Origin of the sequence: Limnohabitans sp. (assembly GCF_034680285.1) — a bacterium.
In the GTDB taxonomy this organism is placed as follows: Bacteria; Pseudomonadota; Gammaproteobacteria; order Burkholderiales; family Burkholderiaceae_C; genus Limnohabitans_A.
This window is the reverse complement of record NZ_JAXITC010000004.1, coordinates 110,072-130,308: the sequence shown is the minus strand read 5'-3', so window position 1 is coordinate 130,308 and position 20,237 is coordinate 110,072. Positions and strand designations below refer to the sequence as shown.

General features: G+C 59.1%; 23 protein-coding genes. 13 read left to right on the top strand and 10 right to left on the bottom strand.

The features are described 5' to 3' along the window. Positions 1–54 precede the first annotated feature (54 nt). Genes SWE17_RS05240 through thiD form a run of 3 tightly spaced genes read right to left on the bottom strand, consistent with a single transcriptional unit; the run spans position 55 to position 2,787 of the window. Entirely contained in the window at positions 55–522 is a 468-nt protein-coding gene (locus SWE17_RS05240; protein ID WP_322992053.1) for a hypothetical protein, read from the bottom strand. An 8-nt stretch (positions 523–530) separates the two neighbouring features. Next, positions 531–1,826, bottom strand: coding sequence for a glutamate-1-semialdehyde 2,1-aminomutase (gene hemL, locus SWE17_RS05235; protein ID WP_322992052.1), 1,296 nt, complete (start codon positions 1,824–1,826; stop codon positions 531–533). Positions 1,827–1,842: 16 nt separating this feature from the next. Continuing rightward, entirely contained in the window at positions 1,843–2,787 is a 945-nt protein-coding gene (gene thiD, locus SWE17_RS05230; RefSeq protein WP_322992051.1) for a bifunctional hydroxymethylpyrimidine kinase/phosphomethylpyrimidine kinase, read from the bottom strand. A gap of 104 nt (positions 2,788–2,891) precedes the next feature. Between thiD and SWE17_RS05225 the strand changes: the two genes are divergently transcribed. Beyond that, a complete protein-coding gene (locus tag SWE17_RS05225) occupies positions 2,892–3,062 on the top strand; it encodes a rubredoxin (protein ID WP_322992050.1) in 171 nt (56 codons plus the stop codon). Here SWE17_RS05225 and SWE17_RS05220 read toward each other — a convergent pair whose 3' ends face one another. Beyond that, positions 3,063–4,538, bottom strand: a complete 1,476-nt coding sequence (locus SWE17_RS05220) for a deoxyribodipyrimidine photo-lyase (protein WP_322992049.1) — start codon at positions 4,536–4,538, stop codon at positions 3,063–3,065. Positions 4,539–4,634: 96 nt separating this feature from the next. Between SWE17_RS05220 and SWE17_RS05215 the strand changes: the two genes are divergently transcribed. From SWE17_RS05215 to SWE17_RS05190, 6 genes are read left to right on the top strand one after another with little or no spacing between them, the layout of a single operon-like run. Next, the gene (locus SWE17_RS05215) at positions 4,635–5,234 is read left to right on the top strand and encodes a YqgE/AlgH family protein (RefSeq protein WP_322992048.1); all 600 of its coding nucleotides are present in this window, start codon (positions 4,635–4,637) and stop codon (positions 5,232–5,234) included. Continuing rightward, on the top strand, positions 5,231–5,647 hold the full coding sequence (gene ruvX / locus SWE17_RS05210) for a Holliday junction resolvase RuvX (protein ID WP_322992047.1): 417 nt from the start codon (positions 5,231–5,233) through the stop codon (positions 5,645–5,647). Before SWE17_RS05215 ends, ruvX begins: the two co-directional genes overlap by 4 nt. After that, on the top strand, positions 5,644–6,144 hold the full coding sequence (gene pyrR, locus SWE17_RS05205; RefSeq protein WP_100118540.1) for a bifunctional pyr operon transcriptional regulator/uracil phosphoribosyltransferase PyrR: 501 nt from the start codon (positions 5,644–5,646) through the stop codon (positions 6,142–6,144). Before ruvX ends, pyrR begins: the two co-directional genes overlap by 4 nt. Before the next feature lie 16 nt (positions 6,145–6,160). After that, positions 6,161–7,126, top strand: a complete 966-nt coding sequence (locus SWE17_RS05200) for an aspartate carbamoyltransferase catalytic subunit (RefSeq protein ID WP_322992046.1) — start codon at positions 6,161–6,163, stop codon at positions 7,124–7,126. 10 nt (positions 7,127–7,136) lie between these two features. Next, positions 7,137–8,429 carry a dihydroorotase gene (locus tag SWE17_RS05195; RefSeq protein ID WP_322992045.1) on the top strand — a complete coding sequence of 431 codons (1,293 nt, stop codon included), beginning with the start codon at positions 7,137–7,139 and terminating at the stop codon, positions 8,427–8,429. Between the two features lie 21 nt (positions 8,430–8,450). Beyond that, positions 8,451–9,248: a lysophospholipid acyltransferase family protein gene (locus tag SWE17_RS05190; RefSeq protein ID WP_416234969.1), complete on the top strand. Its 798-nt coding sequence runs from the start codon at positions 8,451–8,453 to the stop codon at positions 9,246–9,248. A gap of 8 nt (positions 9,249–9,256) precedes the next feature. Here the strand turns inward: SWE17_RS05190 and SWE17_RS05185 are convergent, their stop codons facing one another. Beyond that, complete coding sequence (locus tag SWE17_RS05185) at positions 9,257–9,565, bottom strand: surface-adhesin E family protein (protein WP_322992044.1); 309 nt, start codon at positions 9,563–9,565, stop codon at positions 9,257–9,259. A 154-nt stretch (positions 9,566–9,719) separates the two neighbouring features. Further along, on the bottom strand, positions 9,720–10,703 hold the full coding sequence (locus SWE17_RS05180) for a polyprenyl synthetase family protein (protein WP_322992043.1): 984 nt from the start codon (positions 10,701–10,703) through the stop codon (positions 9,720–9,722). Positions 10,704–10,918: 215 nt separating this feature from the next. Between SWE17_RS05180 and rplU the strand changes: the two genes are divergently transcribed. The 4 genes from rplU to proB all read left to right on the top strand — a co-directional run bounded on the left by rplU (position 10,919) and on the right by proB (position 13,927). Beyond that, entirely contained in the window at positions 10,919–11,230 is a 312-nt protein-coding gene (rplU, locus tag SWE17_RS05175; RefSeq protein WP_019426390.1) for a 50S ribosomal protein L21, read from the top strand. Between the two features lie 12 nt (positions 11,231–11,242). After that, positions 11,243–11,503, top strand: coding sequence for a 50S ribosomal protein L27 (rpmA, locus tag SWE17_RS05170; protein ID WP_019430604.1), 261 nt, complete (start codon positions 11,243–11,245; stop codon positions 11,501–11,503). 105 nt (positions 11,504–11,608) lie between these two features. Beyond that, positions 11,609–12,733: an Obg family GTPase CgtA gene (gene cgtA, locus SWE17_RS05165; protein WP_322992042.1), complete on the top strand. Its 1,125-nt coding sequence runs from the start codon at positions 11,609–11,611 to the stop codon at positions 12,731–12,733. A 57-nt stretch (positions 12,734–12,790) separates the two neighbouring features. Beyond that, positions 12,791–13,927, top strand: a complete 1,137-nt coding sequence (gene proB, locus SWE17_RS05160; protein ID WP_322992041.1) for a glutamate 5-kinase — start codon at positions 12,791–12,793, stop codon at positions 13,925–13,927. A gap of 35 nt (positions 13,928–13,962) precedes the next feature. Here the strand turns inward: proB and SWE17_RS05155 are convergent, their stop codons facing one another. Next, positions 13,963–14,580 (bottom strand): RNA pyrophosphohydrolase, encoded by a 618-nt coding sequence (locus tag SWE17_RS05155; RefSeq protein ID WP_322992040.1) that lies wholly within the window; start codon positions 14,578–14,580, stop codon positions 13,963–13,965. A gap of 100 nt (positions 14,581–14,680) precedes the next feature. Between SWE17_RS05155 and SWE17_RS05150 the strand changes: the two genes are divergently transcribed. Then, a complete protein-coding gene (locus SWE17_RS05150) occupies positions 14,681–16,426 on the top strand; it encodes a proline--tRNA ligase (RefSeq protein ID WP_322992039.1) in 1,746 nt (581 codons plus the stop codon). A 6-nt stretch (positions 16,427–16,432) separates the two neighbouring features. Here the strand turns inward: SWE17_RS05150 and SWE17_RS05145 are convergent, their stop codons facing one another. Continuing rightward, positions 16,433–16,867, bottom strand: a complete 435-nt coding sequence (locus SWE17_RS05145; protein WP_322992128.1) for a DUF1841 family protein — start codon at positions 16,865–16,867, stop codon at positions 16,433–16,435. Between the two features lie 230 nt (positions 16,868–17,097). Between SWE17_RS05145 and pcaF the strand changes: the two genes are divergently transcribed. Further along, positions 17,098–18,300, top strand: a complete 1,203-nt coding sequence (pcaF, locus tag SWE17_RS05140) for a 3-oxoadipyl-CoA thiolase (protein WP_322992038.1) — start codon at positions 17,098–17,100, stop codon at positions 18,298–18,300. A 38-nt stretch (positions 18,301–18,338) separates the two neighbouring features. Here pcaF and SWE17_RS05135 read toward each other — a convergent pair whose 3' ends face one another. Both SWE17_RS05135 and SWE17_RS05130 read right to left on the bottom strand, forming a co-directional pair. Beyond that, entirely contained in the window at positions 18,339–18,737 is a 399-nt protein-coding gene (locus SWE17_RS05135) for a hypothetical protein (protein ID WP_322992037.1), read from the bottom strand. Continuing rightward, positions 18,734–20,125, bottom strand: coding sequence for an acyclic terpene utilization AtuA family protein (locus SWE17_RS05130; protein WP_322992036.1), 1,392 nt, complete (start codon positions 20,123–20,125; stop codon positions 18,734–18,736). The genes SWE17_RS05135 and SWE17_RS05130 overlap by 4 nt, the downstream gene beginning before the upstream one ends. Positions 20,126–20,237: the final 112 nt, after the last annotated feature.

Genomic DNA, 20,237 nt, shown 5'->3' with positions numbered 1-20,237 from the left:
GGACGTGAATGCAGGGGCGAATTATCGCTGGTTTGGGGCAATGACCGATCAGCTTCAGTCTTGAAACCTGAACTTCAGTTGGAAGCTCACGGCACCATAGAGCCGGTCTTTCATCGGGGGCACCAAGGCGACATTCAATCCAAAATTGCCCGATTCAAGCGTGGTCACAGGCAACACAGCCGGGAACCACCCACCGTTGAAAGCTTTTGGGTAACCGTTGAAGGCACCAGCCACCACGCCGAGTTTCACACCTGCAAAGGTCCACGGTTGGTAGTAGGCGCCCACATAGCTGGAGTTCGCGTTGTTGCTGTTGATGAATCGTCCTGCCGTGGTGCTCCAAGTGTCGTCAATGCGGTATTCAAAGCCCAGTCCTGGGTTGGCATTGCGCAGACCTTGGTCGGTGTCAAAGTGCGCTGAATAAAACCCGGCGTTGACCCACAGGCGCTTGGCATCGAATTCGGCATGGGCGGGGGAAATCAGACCGGCGACACCCACACAAAATGCGAAAGCCAGCTTTTTCATGGTCAGTCTCAGAGTGTTTTGAACACGTCGCCTGCCACACGCACGGTTTCGGCGATGTCCGCCTCGGTGTGGGCAGCACTCACAAAACCGGCTTCGTACAAAGCGGGAGCGATGTAAACGCCACCGTCCAGCAGGCCGTGGAACAGCTTGTTGAACTTGGGGCTGTCGCTCGTCATGACCTTGGCGTAGTTTTGCGGCAGCTCGGGCAACAAGAAAAAGCCGAACATGCCGCCTTGGCAATCGCCGCTGAAAGGCACACCCGCTGCTGCGGCAGCGCCCGTTAGGCCATCGACCAAGCTTTGGGTCCGGGCGCTCAAAGCATCCCAGAAGCCGGGTTTGGCGATCTCACGCAGTGTGGTCAGGCCGCAGGCCGTGGCCACGGGGTTGCCGCTGAGCGTGCCAGCTTGGTAGACCGGACCTGTGGGTGCCAACTGGCGCATGATCTCGCGCGGGCCGCCAAAGGCCGCCAAAGGCATGCCGCCGCCAATCACTTTGCCCAGCACCGTCATATCGGGCTTGAAGCCAGGAATGGCTTTGGCGTAAACGCTTTGCGCGCTGCCCAAAGCCACGCGGAATCCGGACATGACTTCGTCAAACACCAGCAGTGCACCGTGTTCTGAGCACAGCTCTCGGCAGCGCTTCATGAAGGGAACGCTGGCGCGAACAAAGTTCATATTGCCTGCAATCGGCTCGATCATCACACAGGCCAAGTCCTTGCCGTGCAGGGCAAAGGCTTCTTCCAGCGCCGTGATGTTGTTGTATTCGAGCACCAAGGTGTCGCGCACCACTTCTGGCGGGACGCCCGCACTGGTGGGGTTGCCAAAGGTGGCCAGGCCCGAACCGGCTTTGACCAACAGGGCATCGGCGTGGCCGTGGTAGCAACCTTCAAATTTGATGAACTTGCTGCGGCCTGTGGCGCCGCGTGCCAAGCGCAGAGCGCTCATGCCCGCTTCGGTACCCGAACTGACCAAGCGCACCATTTCCATAGAGGGGACGTGCTTCAGAATTTCTTCGGCCAGTTCGATTTCCCGCTCGGTGGGGGCACCGAAAGAAAAGCCGTCGAGTGCGGCTTTTTGCACCGCTTCAAGCACGGCGGGATGGCCGTGGCCCAGGATCATGGGACCCCAAGAACCGATGTAGTCGATGTATTTTTGGCCATTCGCGTCCCAAAAATAGGCACCCTGTGCACGCTGCACAAAGCGGGGTGTGCCGCCCACCGCGCGAAAAGCACGAACCGGCGAATTGACGCCGCCAGGAATCACTTGGGCGGCACGGTCAAAAAGGGCTTGGTTGCGATCGGTCATGGCTGTGTCTCTCTTGTCAATGTTTGGTTTCGTTGAAAGGCATTTCAAAATAATCGGGCCCTGGAAGACTCTCTGGACCTTCTTCAGTGTCGGTGTCTTCGGCTTCGGGCAGCGCCCAAAACAAGCGATCTGGAATGACTTGGCCCATTCCGGGGCGGAAGCCTTCGTCCAGACAGCGGTCCAAGTAGTGGAGCGCTTCGCTGCTGGCTTCGGGCAAGTCCATGCCGGTGGCCAACAAAGCTGCCAGTGCAGCGGTCAGGGTGTCTCCGGCACCTGCAAAAACGGCCTCAATGCGCTCGAATTTTTCGTGCGCCATCACGGTTTCGGGGGATGCCAGCACGTTGTCAATGTGCTGTTCTGGCAAGGGGAGGCCGGTGACCAAGGTGTAGGGGACCCCCAACTCTGCTGCGGCTTTGGCAATGTCACGGGGGCCGGGGTTGCGTTCGCCAGTCCATTCGGGCAACAACCAGCGTCGCAGTGTGCTGTGATGGCCCACCAGTACGCTGGTTTGCGGCAACAAGAGCTCCCGAAAAGCATCCAGATAGGCGTCTATCTTGTCTTCTTCCCACCAAGACAAGTTGGGCATGTAGGCCACCACAGGCACGCCGTCGTAATCATCGGCCAACTCAGCGATGGTGGCGATATTTTCTGGCGTGCCCACAAAACCCACTTTAATGACCTGAACCGGTACATCCTCGGCCACAGCGCGAGCTTGGTCGTGCACAGCCTCTTCGTCGAGTGGGAAATAATCGGTGATGCCGCTGGTATCTCGCACATAACTGCCCGTGCAGACAGGCATGCAGTGAGCCCCCACCGATGCCATGGCGGTGGCGTCGCAACTCAGACCACCCGCTCCACTGGGATCGTTGGCGTTGAATGACAGCACACAAGCCAAGCCTTCTGACCCTTCGGCATCAACTTCATCGGTTTCGGGCGCAGTTTCGGAGTGTTGGGCGGTCATGACAGGCAGGTTGAAGAAGGGCTTCAGTCGGTCTTCAGCCGGGCGCTCGGTGGTGCCCGATACAATCAAATCATTCTATTCGACTCTCTGATTGCGATACTGTGATGGAACACAAAACTTGGATGTGCTTGATTTGCGGCTGGATCTACGACGAAGCCGAGGGCGACCCTGAGCACGGCATTGCACCCGGCACCAAATGGGAAGACATCCCCATGAACTGGACTTGCCCCGAGTGCGCAGCACGCAAAGAAGACTTTGAGATGGTGGCGATCTGATCAGTCAGCGTTTTTCTTGACCACGGCATAGCGTGCCAGCGTCTTTTCGCGCGCCTCAGCGTGGTCAACCACAGGTGCAGGGTAGGTTTTGCCAATCACCACACCTGCTGCCTGTAATTCCAGAGGCTTCGCCAGCCAAGGGGCGTGCAAGTCTTTGGTGGGCAAGGCCGCCAATTCAGGCAGGTAGCGTCGAATGAATTTGCCCTCGGGATCGAATTTTTCGCTCTGGCTGATCGGATTGAAGATTCGAAAATAGGGCTGTGCGTCGCAGCCACTTGAGCTGGCCCATTGCCAACCGCCGTTGTTGGCCGACAGGTCAAAGTCGTTCAGGTGCGTCGCGAAGTACTTTTCACCCCAGCGCCAGTCGACGCCCAAATCCTTCACCAAAAAGCTCGCCACCACCATGCGCAGCCGGTTGTGCATGTAGCCCGTCTGGTTGAGTTGGCGCATGGCGGCGTCCACCAGTGGGTAGCCGGTGCGGGCTTCGCACCAGGCATCAAAGAGTTTGTGGGCATGAGGGCCGTGCTCCCAGTGGATGGCGTCGTAGTCGGGCTTGAAGCTCTTACCTTGGCCCACATGGGCGAAGTTGTGCAACACCTGGACATAAAAATCGCGCCAAATCAACTCGGACAGCCACACACTGGCTCCCACACTGCCTGCCAGCATGCGAGGGTGTGCCTCTCGGGCCAATTGGCGAATCGACAGGGTGCCAAAGCGCAAATGCACGCTCAAATAACTCGGTCCTTTGACGGCAGGAAAGTTCCGGGTGTCTTCGTAGAGGTCAATGCGTGTCAGAAAGTCTTGCAACAAGGCTTGTGCGCCATTTTCGCCCGTGGGGATTTTCAGCGCCTTCAGGTTGGTGGATTCAAAGCCAATTTCGGCCAGACTGGGCACCGGGTGCGCCAATTCATCCGGTCGGGGGGCCAGGTTTTTTGCACAGAGGGACACGTCAAAAGCTTGCAAGTCTTCTGGCATGACTTTTTTCAGCCAGGCATTTTTATAGGGCGTGAAGACGCTGAAGGGCTTGGCCATCTGGGTCAGCACCTCGTTGCGTTCAAAAATCACATGGTCTTTGAAGGTGTGCAGCACGATGCCGTGGTCGGCCAAGTGGCCCCGCACTTGAATGTCTCGTGCGAGTGCGTGGGGTTCGTCATCGTGGTTGGCAAAAACGACTTGCGCCTGCAGGTGTTGCGCCAATTTCACTATTTTGTCTTTGGCGACGCCGTGTCGCACGATCAGGCCGGCTTGAGGGTGTCCTGCCAGTTCACGCAATTTTTGGTCTAGCTCCACCAGTGATTCCCGGATGAATTCGACCCGGCGGTCAGCGCGGGGCAGCGGGTTCAAAATCTCATCGTCAAAGACAAATACCACATGGACCCTTTGGCAGTGTTTCAGGGCCTGGTGAAGGGCAGCGTTGTCGGTTGCACGCAAGTCGCGACGCAGCCAAACCAGGCCACAAGAAAAAGAGGGTGCCATGGGAGCGGGTGTTTCCGTGGGTATCGTTGCCCCGTCGGGGTGGTGGAGATGCTGTCGATTGGTCATGGACTCAATCCAGACCGTTAAAATCGACCCATGACAGATTGTGCCTCCATCGACCTCAAGCATCATTTCCTGATCGCCATGCCCGGGTTGGAAGATGAGACATTCGCCCGCAGTGTGGTTTACATGTGTGAACACAGTGAACGCGGCGCCATGGGGCTGATCATCAACAAGCCTGCCGATATCAGCATGCGCCTGCTTTTTGACAAAGTGGAATTGCCTCTGCGCCGGGAAGACTTGATGAACAACGCCGTGTCCCACGGCGGCCCCTTGCAAACCGAGCGGGGATTTGTCTTGCACGATCCAATCCGCATGGACAAGCCTCAAGAAGATGGCGGCTCGGTTTATGCCTCCACCCTTGTTGTGCCGGGTGGGCTGGAGATGACCACTTCGCGTGATGTGCTTGAGGCCCTGTCTTCAGGGGTTGGGCCACGCCGGGTTTTGATCACCCTGGGTTACGCTTCATGGGGGGAAGGTCAGTTGGAATCCGAGTTGGGAGAGAACACTTGGCTCACCGTGCCCGCTTCTGCCGATGTGATTTTTGAAGTTCCCATGTCTGAGCGCTACGATCGCGCCTTGGACCTGCTGGGCCTCAAAAGCTGGATGTTGTCACCCGATGCGGGGCACGCATGAGCAGCACGGCCGAGAACACCGTCCCTGCCAATCACCAGAGTTTTCTGGCCTTTGATTACGGCCTCAAGCGCACCGGCGTGGCTGTGGGCAACCGCCTGATGAAGTCGGCCACGCCGCAAGGCACGATTGCCGCCGAGGGTGACGCCCGCTTTGAGCACATCGCCAAACGGATCAAAGAGTGGCAGCCTGACGCACTGGTGATCGGCGTGCCTACCCACCCCGATGGCGGAGAACACGAGAACACCCTGCGTGCCCGCAAGTTTGGTCGCCAACTGCGTGGTCGATTTGGCCTTGAAGTTTACGAAGTAGACGAGCGGTACACCACCACAGAAGCCCATTCTCAGGGCGCCAAAGATGCCGATGCAGCGGCGGCTGCGATCATCTTGGAACAGTTTTTAAGGAATATCCCATGAGCGCTTTGGCCCTCAACGCGGAAGCGTTGTATTTGGAGTTGTTGCGGGGCGTGCGCAGCCTGTGCAAGGCTGACACCCGGCTGGTGGGCATCACCTCAGGCGGCGCTTGGTTGGCTCAGCGTTTGCAGCGTGATTTGGGCCTGAGCGGTGAAGCAGGTCAGGTGTCGTCGGTCATGCACCGAGACGATTTTGCCCAGCGTGGCCTTTCGGCAGGGGGGCAGACCAGCTTGCCATTCGAGGTCGATGGCGCTGACATCTTGATTCTGGACGACGTGCTCTATACCGGACGCACCATCCGCGCCGTGCTCAACGAACTTTTCGATTACGGCCGCCCTGCCTGTGTTCAGTTGGCTGTGCTGGTGGACCGCGGTGGCCGCCAGTTGCCTGTGCAAGCCGACTACGCCGCTGCCCGTGTGGCCCTGCCTGAGACGCAATCGCTGGCGCTGGCCCGCGACGCAGAGGGTCGGTTCAGTTTTGAAGTGGAGAACAAAGCCTGATTGAGGTGAGAACAACATGCTCTACAAACGCAACAACCCCCAACTCAACAAGAATGGTGAGCTGATCCATCTGCTCTCTACCGAAGGCCTGTCCAAGGACATCCTGACCCACATCCTCGACACCGCGCAGGGCTTTGTGAGTGTCAACGACCGCGAGGTAAAGAAGGTGCCCCTCCTGCGCGGCAAGAGCGTGTTCAACCTGTTCTTTGAGAACAGCACCCGCACCCGAACCACCTTCGACATCGCGGCCACCCGCCTCTCGGCCGATGTCTACACGCTCGACATCGCTCGCTCCTCGGCCAGCAAAGGCGAGTCGCTGCTCGATACCATCGCCAACCTGAGTGCCATGGCCGCCGACATCTTTGTGGTGCGCCACAGCGAGTCGGGCGCGCCCTACCTGATCGCGCAACACGTCGCGCCCCATGTGCATGTGGTCAACGCCGGTGACGGACGCCACGCCCACCCCACCCAGGCGTTGCTGGACATGTACACCATCCGGCACTACAAAAAAGACTTCGCCAACCTCACGGTGGCCATCGTGGGCGATGTGCTGCACTCGCGCGTGGCCCGGTCTGACATTCACGCCCTGACCACGCTCGGCTGCGCCGAAGTGCGCGTGGTCGGCCCCAAAACGCTGGTGCCCGCCGACATGGCGCAGATGGGCGTGCGCGTCTTCAACAACCTCGAAGAGGGCATCAAGGGTTGTGATGTGGTCATCATGCTGCGCCTGCAAAACGAGCGCATGAGCGGCGCGCTGCTGCCCTCCAGCCAGGAATACTTCGAAAGCTTTGGCCTCACGCCAGAAAAACTGCAATTGGCCAAGCCCGATGCCATCGTCATGCACCCCGGCCCGATCAACCGAGGGGTCGAGATCGACTCGGCGGTGGTCGATGGCCAGCAAAGCGTGATCCTGCCGCAGGTGACTTTCGGCATCGCCGTGCGCATGGCGGTGATGAGCATCGTGGCCGGCAACGAGGCATAAGGACAAGAACATGAAGATCCTGATTCAAAACGGCCGCGTCATCGACCCCGCCAGTGCTTTCGATAAAACCGCTGATGTGGCCATCGCTGCGGGCCGCATCGTGGCGGTGGGGCAAGCACCCGCCGACTTCACACCTGACCGGGTGATCGATGCCAAAGGCTGCATCGTGGCGCCTGGCCTGGTCGACCTGGCTGCGCGTCTGCGGGAGCCTGGTCAGGAGCACGCGGGCATGCTGGAGAGCGAAATGGCTGCGGCCATGGCAGGTGGGGTGACCAGCTTGGTCTGCTCGCCCGACACCGAGCCGGTTCTGGATGAGCCCGGTTTGGTCGAAATGCTGCGCTACCGCGCCGAAAAACTGCACCAAGCCCGTGTGCTGCCGCTGGGCGCCCTTACTGTGGGCCTGAAGGGCGATGTGCTGAGCGAAATGGGCCAACTCACCGCCGCTGGATGTGTGGGTTTTTCCCAGGCCGAGGTGCCGATCGCCAGCACGCAAGTGCTGCAACGCGCGCTGCAATATGCCAGCACCTTTGGCTTCGTCGTCTGGCTGCGCCCTCAAGAGCTGCACTTGGGCAAGGGCGTGGCCGCCAGTGGTCCGTTGGCGACGCGCATGGGCTTGTCTGGCGTGTCGGTGGCTGCCGAAACGATTGCTTTGCACACGATTTTTGAACTGGTGCGCAGCACCCGGGCCCGCGTGCACCTGTGCCGCATCAGCAGTGCTCAAGGTGTCGAGCTGGTCCGTCAGGCCAAGGCCGAAGGCTTACCTGTCACCGCCGACGTCAGCATCAACTCGCTGCACCTGACCGATGCCGATATGGGCTACTTTGACAGCCGTGCCCGCCTGACGCCTGTGTTGCGCCAACAGCGCGACCGCGATGCGCTTCGCTCAGGTCTGGCCGATGGCACGCTTGACGCGCTGGTGTCTGACCACACCCCAGTTGACGCCGATGCCAAGGCCCTGCCGTTTGCGGAGGCTGAGCCTGGAGCCACGGGTTTGGAATTGCTCTGGAGCCTGGCGCTCAAGTGGGGTCAAGAAGCAAAACTGCCTTTGCCACAGGTCCTGTCGCGCATCACCGCTGACCCTGCGAGGGTGCTGGGCACTGCATTGGGCACCTTGCAACACTCGGTGGGACATCTGGCCGTAGGTGGCGTTGCCGATGTGTGCGTCTTGTCGACTGAGGACCATTGGCCTGTGACGGCTGAGTCTTTGCGCAGCCAAGGCAAGAGCACGCCGTTCTCTGGCTATGAACTGCCTGGGCGTGTTTTGGCCACTTTGGTGGGCGGTCATTTGGCGTTCGAAGCTTGAGGTACAAAGAGTCATGACCTCATGCATGCCGATTCCCTCATGCCAAAGCCTGAGGATTTGATGCTCAGCTTGCGTGCCATTTGGAAATTTGCGCGCGGACTTCGGCATGTCTTTGGAGGCATGTGGACGATTTATGTCCGTTTCCCTCAGCTCAGCATCGAGCAGCGAGAGATGCGTGTGCAAGCTTGGGCCTTGCAATTTTTGGCGCTTTGGCAAATCCATTTGAAGGTGGTGGGGCAGCCCGTGCGCAGTGGCCCGGCGCTCTTGGTGTCCAACCACATTTCTTGGTTGGACATCATGGTCATCCATGCGGCGCGGCATTGCCGCTTTGTGTCCAAGTCCGATATTCGGGACTGGCCGCTGGTGGGCATGTTGGCCACGGGCGCTGGCACGCTTTACATCGAGCGCACCAGCCGCAAAGACGCGCTGCGCATGGTCAAAGACATGGCCAATGCCATGCAAGAGGGCGATGTGGTGGCTATTTTTCCTGAAGGAACCACCAGTGATGGTCTGGACTTGCTGCCATTTCATGCCAACTTGATCCAGTCGGCGATACAAGCTCAGGCGCCAGTTCAACCCATGTCACTTCAGTTTTTGGACTCTCAAACGGGAGAAATCACCTCAGCGCCCTGTTATATCGGCGATGACACCTTGATTGGCTCCATGTGGCGGACACTCAAAGCGCCAGGTATCACTGCTGTGGTTCATTTTGGAGCCTTGCAGCAGGCCGATGGTCGTGATCGCCGGACATGGGCCCATGATTTGCGCGAAGAAGTGATCCGTTTGCGCGATACCAGCGATGGACGGCTGCCAAATTAAGGCATGCCTCAGCAAATCTTGCGTGCAATCTTGTAGATAGGCGAACTTGGATCGATCTCCATCCATTCGTGCAGCATGCCTTGGCGGTAAACCGTATCCCCCTTCAGCATGGCTTCGGAGTAATAGGTCATGTGCAGAACACGGGCCATCTTGCGTTTGCAATTGACTTGGACTTGAGACTGCAGTGACATATAGGTTTTGCCATTGCTGGTGGTCTGGGGCTTTTTGTAGTCCAGGGCACTCCAGACCTTTTTGATGCCATCTTCCTCGGTGACGGATTTGGTATCGATGAAAAACAAACCATCTGGGTTATTCATGATGGGCTCCCACTTAGGGCCGGCATTGACCCCGGAGCTCACAAAGCAAGACCCGACAAGAACCGCCAAAGAGATGAATGGGTGGAGTTTCATGTTCGGGTTTGAGGTAAAGAGGCTGAGCCGGACTGGGGTTGCCGAATGTGCCACAAAGCCATCAGGTTCTGCGGTTGAGCAGTTGCGAGGCCAATACCACCATGGCTTGCCGGTGAGCGTTGTCCGGCAACTGCATGGCGGCATCGATGGCCCGTTGGGCTTCTGCTGCGGCAGCATCCCGTGTGGCCTCCAGGGCTCCGGTTTCTCGCACGATGGTCACGATGTCGGTGAGTCGGTCCACGCTGCCGGTTTCGATCGCTTCGCGCACCGTTTGACTTTGGGCTTCATTGCCGCGTTGCATGGCCAAGATCAGGGGCAGGGTGGCTTTGCCTTCGCGCAAGTCATCGCCCAGATTTTTCCCCATTTCTGCGGCATTGCCGTCGTAGTCAAGCACATCATCGATGACCTGAAAAGCTGTGCCGAGGGCTTGGCCGTAGTCTGCACAAGCGTTTTCGATGGCTACAGAGCTAGCAGCCAAGATGGCACCAAGGCGCGCACTGGCTTCAAACAATTTGGCTGTTTTGGACCGGATGACCCGCAAATAGCCCTCCTCGTCGAGCGAGGCGTCGTGCATGTTCATCAACTGAAGCACTTCGCCTTCAGCGATCACATTGGTGGCATCGGCCAGGGTTTGCATGACCCGCATGCTTTCGGCGTCCACCATCATCTGGAAGGCCCGGGAGTACAAAAAGTCGCCGACCAGCACGCTGGCCGGATTTCCGAAGTTTTCGTTGGCCGTGGGCCTGCCCCGCCGCAGGGTGGATTCGTCCACCACATCGTCGTGCAGCAAAGTAGCTGTGTGGATGAACTCCACCACAGCGGCCAAGTTGTGGCGTTGTGTCCCGGAATATCCCAAAGCGCCGCAAGTCAGCAGCAAAAGCACAGGGCGAAGGCGTTTCCCACCCGCAGAGATGATGTAACGCGCCACTTCGCCTACCAAGGGCACGCCAGAATTGAGCCGATGGGCGATCACCCGGTCGACCTCGGCCATATCGGGGGCCACCAATTCGAGAACGGCGGCGGTGCTGTGTTCAGAGGCAGACAAGTGGGATATCCGGCTGGCGACTCGGATGAGCCGAGTCAAAAAAGTGCGAGTGAAGGACGTGATTTGATTCTGAACTCATTATAGAGACCGTGTTGACCGCCCCAAGCATGAGAGGCAGCTTGAGCAGAGTGATTTGCCTGATGGACTTGACCGTGATAGAATCTTGGGTTCCTTGGGGATTAGCCCTCGGAAACTTCCATTCAAAGAGGTCATTTATGTACGCGGTCATAAAAACCGGTGGCAAACAGTATCGTGTTGTCGCTGGCGAAAAAATTAAAGTAGAACAGATTGCTGCGGACGTTGGCCAGGAAATCGTGATTGATCAAGTTTTGGCCGTCGGTACCGGCGCTGAACTCAAGATCGGCACGCCCCTGGTGTCCGGCGCCACAGTCAAAGCCACAGTTTTGGCGCATGGCAAGCACGACAAAGTGCACATCTTCAAGATGCGCCGTCGTAAGCACTATCAAAAACGTCAGGGTCACCGCCAGCAGTTCACCGAACTGCAAATCGGCGCGATCTCTGCCTGAGGAGAATAGGTCATGGCACAGAAAAAAGGCGGCGGCTCTACGCGCAACGGTCGTGATTCCAAGCCAAAGATGCTGGGTGTCAAGGCTTTCGGTGGTGAACTGATCAGCGCTGGCTCGATCATCGTTCGTCAACGTGGTACCAAGTTCCATGCTGGCAACAATGTCGGCATCGGCAAAGACCACACTTTGTTTGCCCTGGTAGACGGCCACGTGTCGTTCTCCACCAAAGGCGAGCTCAGCAAGCACATGGTCAACGTGACACCGGCTGTTTAAGCCCGTCGCGCCCATGGCGAAGAGGAGCCCCGCAAGACGGGGCTCTTTGCTTTTCTGGCCCTGCTATGCATTGACGGTGGGGCCCCAAGCTACACTGGAAACCTCATGAAGTTCGTTGACGAAGCCTATATTGACATCTCCGCAGGCGACGGCGGGAACGGCTGCGTCTCGTTCCGCCATGAAAAGTACAAAGAATTCGGTGGCCCCAATGGTGGCGACGGTGGTCGGGGCGGGCATGTGTTCGCTTTTGCCGACATCAACCTGAACACCTTGGTGGATTACCGTTATTCAAGGCGCCATGACGCCAAGCGTGGTCAGCACGGTATGGGCTCGGACATGTTCGGCGCTGCGGGCGACGACGTCACCCTCAAAATGCCGGTGGGCACGATCATCAGCGATGCCGAAACGGGCGAAGTGCTTTATGAATTGCTGGTGCCCGGTGAGACCATCATGATCGCCAAGGGCGGTGACGGCGGCTTTGGCAACATGCGCTTTAAAAGTGCCATCAACCGTGCCCCGCGTCAGAAAACACCGGGCTGGCTCGGTGAAAAGAAAGAACTCAAGCTGGAGCTGAAGGTGTTGGCCGACGTCGGCCTGCTGGGCATGCCCAATGCGGGCAAATCGACCTTCATCGCCGCAGTCTCCAATGCCCGTCCAAAAATTGCCGACTACCCTTTCACCACATTGCACCCTAACTTGGGTGTGGTCCGTGTGGGCCCTGAGCAAAGCTTTGTGGTGGCCGATGTGCCGGGCCTGATCGAAGGCGCTTCCGAAGGCGCAGGCCTGGGGCATTTGTTTTTGCGCCATTTGCAGCGTACCCGTTTGTTGCTGCATGTGGTCGACTTTGCACCGTTTGACGAGAACGTCGATCCGGTGCAACAAGCCAAAGCCATCGTGGCTGAGCTTAAAAAATACGATCCGGGTTTGTACAACAAGCCGCGCTGGTTGGTGCTCAACAAGCTGGACATGGTGCCCGCTGACGAGCGCGAGGCCCGGGTCAAGGATTTCATCAAGCGCATGCGCTACAAGGGGCCCGTATTCCAGATTTCGGCGCTGACCCGTGAAGGTTGCGAGCCCTTGATCAAAGAAATCTACAAGCATATCCGTGCCCAACAGATCATTGAACAAGGCGTGGTGGACATTGATCCTCGCTTCAAGGAGCAGGACAAGCCGCAAGAGCCAGATGCAGACGATCCACGCTTCAAGCCCATGCCTTCGGATGCCGATTGACGCGGCCAGTTCCAGTTCCTGTCTAACGCTGTTTCAACGCCAAGCCCACATCTCTGAATGACCTCTGCCGCCGTTTCCACCCTGTTGCGTGATGCCCGCCGCATCGTTGTCAAAGTCGGCTCTAGCCTGGTGACCAACGAGGGCCGCGGCTTGGACGAGGGCGCGATTGGTGAGTGGTGCCGTCAGATGGCGCTGCTCAGTGTTCAAGGCAAAGAGGTGGTGATGGTGTCCAGCGGGGCCATTGCCGAAGGCATGAAGCGATTGGGCTGGACCACACGCCCGATTGAAGTGCCCGCTTTGCAAGCCGCTGCAGCGGTGGGTCAGATGGGTTTGGCCCAAATGTACGAAACGAAGTTGCGCGAAAACGGCATGGGTAGTGCGCAGGTCTTGCTCACGCATGCAGACTTGGCCGATCGTGAGCGCTACCTCAATGCCCGCTCGACTTTGCTGACCTTGCTGCAACACCGTGTGCTGCCCGTCATCAACGAAAACGACACGGTGGTCAACGACGAAATCAAATTTGGTGACAACGACACCTTGGGTGCTTTGGTGGCCAATTTGATAGAGGCCGACCTCTTGGTCATCTTGACCGACCAAAAGGGTCTGTACACCGCTGATCCGCGAAAAGACCCAGGGGCTACTTTCGTGCACGAAGCCCATGCGGGCGACCCTGCGCTGGAAACCATGGCGGGTGGAGCAGGCTCGAGCATTGGTAAGGGCGGCATGATCACCAAGATCTTGGCTGCCAAACGGGCGGCTGGCTCCGGCGCATCCACCGTGATCGCTTGGGGCCGTGAGCCCGATGCCCTGCTGCGATTGGCGCAAGGCGACAACATGGGCACATTGCTGGTGGCGCAGACCGCCAAGCAACAAGCCCGCAAACAATGGATGGCCGATCATTTGCAGCTGCGTGGTTCGGTCACGGTCGATGCTGGCGCGGCCCATAAAGTGCTTACCGAGGGCAAGAGCTTGCTGCCCATCGGCATGACGGGCGTCGCGGGTGATTTTTCACGCGGCGATGTGATTGCCATCAAAGACGAACATGGTTCTGAAATCGCTCGGGGCTTGGCCAATTACGCCAGTGCCGAAGCCCGCTTGCTTTGCCGCAAACCCTCTCATGACTACGAGGCTTTGCTGGGCTACACCGCTGAGCCTGAAATGGTGCACCGGGACAACCTGATCCTCAGCCGTTGAAACAAACAAGCCCGTCAATGCGGGCTTGTTTGTTTTTACCCTTGCGGATTGGGATCGAAACTGGCCCCTGGCGGCAGCTCCATGTGCATCGGTGGCTGCATCTCCATGCTGCCGCCTTCTTGTTCCATGCCTTCCCGAGGTCCACGGTTGGAGCCGCGCAAATAGCGGTTTTGCCTGTCTTGGCGCGGTAAAAAACGGGCTAGCTCGGTCAACGCCATTTCGTAGACGCCGCGTTTGAATTCCACCACCACGTCCAGTGGAACCCAGTAGTCGTTCCAACGCCAAGCGTCAAATTCTGGGTGGTCTGTGGCGCGCAGGTTCAAATGATGGTCGTGCGTGACCATTTGCAGCAAGTACCAGATTTGTTTCTGGCCCTTGTAAAAGCCGCGAGCATCCCTGCGGATGAAGCGGTCTGGCACCTCATAGCGCAACCAGTCACGGGTTCGGGCCACGATGCGCACATGCTCCGGATGGAGACCCACTTCTTCGTGCAGTTCTCGGAACATGGCTTGTTCAGGGCTTTCACCCCGGTCAATGCCACCCTGCGGAAACTGCCAGCTGTGGGTGCGGATGCGCTTGCCCCAGAAAACCTGGTTTTTCTGGTTGAGCAGAATGATGCCGACGTTCGGCCTAAAGCCTTCACGGTCAAGCATAATCAACCTCAAATTTTTAAATTGTGTCCATTATGCACGGCGCACCGCCGCTGGCTCTTGGATGTTTCCCTGATGCCCCTGCCTAAGTTAGTTTGACGCGATGAAAGCCTCCCAGTTCCTCATTTCCACCCTCAAAGAAGCCCCTGCCGACGCCGAAGTGGTCAGCCACAAGCTGATGACCAGGGCTGGCCTGATCAAAAAACTCGGCGCTGGCATCTACAACTACATGCCCATGGGCCTGCGTGTGATCCGCAAGGTGGAAGCCATCGTGCGCGAAGAAATGAACCGTGCAGGCGCCATCGAAATGACCATGCCCGTGGTGCAGCCGGCCGAGCTGTGGCAGGAGACCGGCCGCTTTGACAAGATGGGCCCAGAATTGCTGCGCATCAAAGACCGCCATGGACGCGATTTCGTGATTCAGCCCACCAGCGAAGAGGTGGTGACCGACGTGGTTCGCCAGGAAGTGCGCAGCTACAAACAGCTGCCCAAAAACTTCTACCAAATCCAGACCAAGTTCCGCGACGAGCGCCGCCCCCGCTTTGGCCTGATGCGTGGCCGCGAATTCACCATGAAGGACGCATACAGCTTTGACCGCGACGTGGCCAGTGCCAAGGCCAGCTACCAGGTCATGGCCGGGGCTTACCGCAAGATTTTTGACCGCTTTGGCTTGACCTACCGCGCTGTGGCCGCCGACAGCGGCGCCATTGGGGGCGACTTGAGCGAAGAATTCCAGGTGATCGCTGCGACGGGTGAAGACGCCATCGTGTACTGCCCCACCAGCAATTACGCCGCCAACATGGAAAAGGCCGAGGCTTTGCACCCTAGCCAGCCTCGCGGCGCTGCGACGAAAGCCCTGACCAAAACCCCCACCCCCGGCAAGAGCACCTGTGAAGACGTCGCAGCCTTGCTGAACGTGCCGCTGTCCACCACTGTCAAGTCGCTGGTGCTGGCCACCGACACCCTGAACGATCAGGGCGAGATCGTTAAATCGCAAGTTTGGCTCTTGTTGCTGCGCGGTGACCACGACATGAACGAAGTCAAAGTGGGCAAGCTGCCCGGCATGGAAGGCGGTTTCCGCTTTGCCACCCTGGGCGAGATCGAAGACCACTTCGGCTGCAAGCCAGGATACCTCGGCCCCCTGAGTCTGAAGAAGCCTGTGCACCTGGTGGCTGACCGCGATGTGGCCGTGATGACCGACTGGATCTGCGGTGCCAACGAAGTTGACTTCCACATCACCGGCGTGAACTGGGGCCGTGACCTGCCCGAGCCTGCACTGGTAGCCGACATCCGCAACGTGGTCGCGGGTGACAAGTCACCTGATGGCCAGGGCGAGTTGGCCATTGAGCGTGGCATCGAAGTGGGCCATGTTTTCTATTTGGGCACCAAATACTCCAAGGCCATGAACGCCACGTTTCTGGACGAAACCGGCAAGCCGCAATTTCTGGAAATGGGCTGCTACGGCATTGGCATCACGCGCTTGCCAGCGGCAGCGATCGAGCAAAACCATGACGAGCGCGGCATCATCTGGCCCGATGCCATTGCTCCTTTCACCGCTGTTGTCTGCCCCATTGGCATGGACCGCAGTGAAGCGGTCAAATTGGAAGCCGAGCGCATTTACAACGGTCTGCTTGCCGCAGGTGTGGACGTGATCTTGGACGACCGTGGCGAGCGCCCTGGTGCCATGTTCGCCGACTGGGAGCTGATCGGTGTCCCGCACCGCATCACCATCGGCGACAAGGGCCTGAAAGACGGCCTGGTCGAATACCAGCACCGCCGCGACGCCGAAGCGACCAAAGTGGCCGTTTCTGACATCTTGTCGCACATCCAAGGCCGCATGGCGGCCTGATCTGCATCAGTCTTTCGTGGCGTGCCTTTGCACGCAAGCGATGTAGGCTTCGCCATCGGGCATGCGGCCCGAGCGTTGGCTTTCATGCACCATACGGCCAAGGCATTCCATGGCCTGATGGTGGGCATCGTGCAGGGAATTGAGCCGGTGCGTGAGCAACTCCACGGCTTGCCGAATGCCTCGGGGTTGGTCGATGCTGCATTGTTCGCTGATGGACAGGTGCATCGACAAGTGCAAAAAAGGATTTTCACGGTTGGGGTCGGCTTGGTGCATGTTGGCCAGCGCGGCATCCACATCGGCCAGTTCGGCGTGGTATTCGGGGTGTTCATCCATCCATTGGCTGACCAGCATTTCCATGGGTTCGAGCGGGGCAGCGGTCTTCGCTTTGGCGTAGACGCCGCAAAAAAAGCGCCGGACATCGGCTTGTGAAGGTTGGATCAGCATGGGATGGATTGTCCATCATGTCGTCTTTGGTGGGCTGGTGTGTTGGGCTCAGTGGCCGGGGTTCAGAGGCGCTTCGCTTTGCCACATCACCCCGGCCCCTGAGCCCAACACACCAGCGTGGGGGCAGCGCCGCACACGCCCCTTGCGGATTCAACACCTAGAATGAACCCCATCAAACACCAAGCATGCAATAAAATGCATGCAACCTTAATCCGGAGACCCAAAACATGAACCAAGCCTACATTTGCGACGCGATCCGTACCCCCTTTGGCCGTTACGGCGGTGCTTTGAGCAGCGTACGCACGGACGACCTGGGCGCGGTGCCTTTGCGTGCTTTGATGGCTCGCAATCCCAATGTGGACTGGGCTGCTGTGACCGATGTGCTGTACGGCTGCGCCAACCAGGCCGGTGAAGACAACCGCAACGTGGCCCACATGGCCAGCTTGCTGGCCGGTTTGCCCATCGACGTGCCTGGTGCAACCATCAACCGCTTGTGCGGCTCGGGTCTGGACGCCATTGGCACCGCCGCGCGTGCCATCAAATCCGGTGAAGCCGGTTTGATGATCGCGGGTGGTGTCGAGAGCATGAGCCGCGCCCCGTTTGTGATGCCCAAGGCCGAAACGGCCTTCAGCCGCAACAACGCGGTCTACGACACCACCATTGGCTGGCGCTTTGTCAACAAGTTGATGAAGGCCCAGTATGGTGTGGACTCCATGCCCGAGACCGCCGAAAACGTGGCCACCGATTACAAGATCGAGCGCGAAGCGCAAGACCTGATGGCCTACAACAGCCAGTTGCGTGCAGTGGCTGCCATCAAGGCCGGTCACCTGGCCCGCGAGATTGTGGGTGTGAGCATCCCCCAGAAAAAGGGTGACGCGATCATTGTGGACACCGACGAGCACCCGCGTGAAACCAGCCTCGAAGCGCTGGCCAAGCTCAAAGGCGTGGTGCGCCCAGACGGCACCGTGACCGCAGGCAACGCATCCGGTGTGAACGACGGCGCTTGCGCCTTGCTGCTGGCCGACGAAGCTGCCGCTGCCAAAAACGGTTTGACCCCCAAGGCCCGCATTGTGGGCATGGCCACGGCGGGCGTGGCCCCGCGTGTCATGGGCATTGGCCCCGCGCCTGCGACGCTCAAAGTGTTGGCCCAAACAGGCCTGACGCTAGACCAGATCGACGTGATCGAATTGAACGAAGCCTTTGCCGCGCAAGGCTTGGCCGTGATGCGCATGTTGGGCCTGAAAGACGACGATGCCCGCGTGAACGCCTGGGGCGGTGCCATTGCCCTGGGTCACCCACTGGGTGCTTCAGGTGCCCGCTTGGCCACCACCGCCATCAACCGCCTGCAGCAGACCGCTGGTCGCTACGCGCTTTGCACCATGTGCATTGGCGTGGGTCAGGGCATTGCGCTGATCATCGAGCGCGTTTGAGTCAGTGGCCCCGGATCCAGTCCGGGGTGACCATTCCGTCAGGACTGGGCAGACAAATCTGGCCACCAGCCCCTTCGGGGTCTTTTTTGTGCCTGCTCGAGTTCTTCGGCAGTGACTTCGATTTCGAGGCGCAAGAGTGCTGCGCCCATGGCTTTGCCCAGGTTGTCGAGGCGCAAGTTGCGTGCGCCGCCGCCTTGTAAAGCGCCGTGCAGCACGAATTTCAGGGCCAATATGTTGGGCAAAGGCCAGGCGTCCACCTGCCCCGGCAACCATGGCGCGAAGTGGGCTTGCACTTTGGCGGCCGTCACTTCGCGTTCCAAGAGGCGATAGCCCGCTTCGTTCCAAGCGAACAGGCCAAAGTCGACCCAATCGGCTTTGTCGCCGCTGCGGGCATGCGCGATGCTGGCCAAGGGAATTTTCAAAAGGGTTGTGGTCATGCGCCCGCCTCCAATATCTCAACACGGGCTTGAACACGGTCACGCGCCATCAAGGTGGGCCAAATGCCCAGCAAGGCGCTCGAGGCGTTCAAGCCCTGAAAGCCGCAGGTGTAAGCCGGGCCACTCAAAGCCATCCAGGGGAACAATCGGCCAAAGCCATCGGCCACCGCTTTGGAGCGGGTGCGCAAGACCATGCGCACCCAGATCTCGGCGCGTTCGTTCAACTCGGCCGCAGGCGGCAAGGGGGCCAGCGGACCGTGCGCCGAGTTCAGCCCGGGGTATTCCACAAACAGCTCGTCAAAAGGCAATTGGCGCTCTTTGAGTTGGCTGCGGATCATGCTTTCTGCCGCCTGCACCTTGTCCCACGCGTCGGGCCACGAAAAGCCCCAGCTGATCTCGGCCTTGAAGCCATCCTGAAAACCGGCCACCACTTTGAGCTGGTCGGTGGGGGCGCTGCCTTGGGCGCAAGTCAAGCGCACGCGGTGCTGGCCCTCGTCGTGCAGCTGGATCTGCCCCATGTCGAGCACCACATCGGGCGAAAAATACGCATGCGGGTTGTGCACCTCGTACAGCAGCTGCTGGCGCACAGTGTCGAAGTTGACCAAGCCGCCTGTGTCCGGGGCTTTGGTGATGAAAGCTGTGCCGTCGGGCCAGACCTCGGCAATGGGGTAGCCGATGTGCGCCAAGTCCGGGATGTTTTGCCAACTGCCTTGGCTGCCAAAGTTGCCGCCGCTGCCCTGGCCCGAGCATTCGAGCAGATGCCCCACCGTCAGGCCCTGTGCCAGTCGGTTGAAGTCTTCGGGGGTGGCCGCATCGGCCAGCTTCCAGCCCAGCGCGTGCACCAGCGGCCCCAGAAACAGCGCGGCATCGGCCACGCGTCCGGTGATCACGATGTCGGCCCCTTGGTTGAGTGCCTGCACGATGGGCTGTGCGCCCAGATAAGCATTGCCAAACACCAGCCGCTCGCGAACGCTGCCCACGTCGGCGCCGTTCATCATGTGGTCAAAACGTTCGCCGGGCGCTTGCAGTTGGGTCAGCACATCGTCGCCGCTCACCACCGCAATGCGCGGGTGCCAGCCTGCGGCGGCCAAGGCTTTTTGCACCGCCTGTGCCGCGCCCATGGGGTTGAGGCCGCCCGCGTTGCACACGAATCTCACGCCTCTCGGTTGCATCAGGGGCCAGAGGCGCAAGAGCATAGGCAGCACATCACGGGCATAGCCCAAAGATGGGTCGCGTTGGCGGTCTTTTTGCAAAATGGCCAGCGTCAATTCGGCCAAGTGGTCGCTGGCAATGAACTGCACTTGGCCACGTTCGATGCTGGCCACAACAGGCTCCCAGTTGTCCCCGTAGAACCCGAGTCCAGATCCGATGCGTATGGCATTTGTCATGAAGGGATATTGAAGCCTTGTTTGTGAGTTCGAATGGGGGACAACCCCTAGGGAAAGTCTCGTGTAAGACATGCACAATCGCACGGTCGTTCGCAAATGCTTCAAGGTCTTC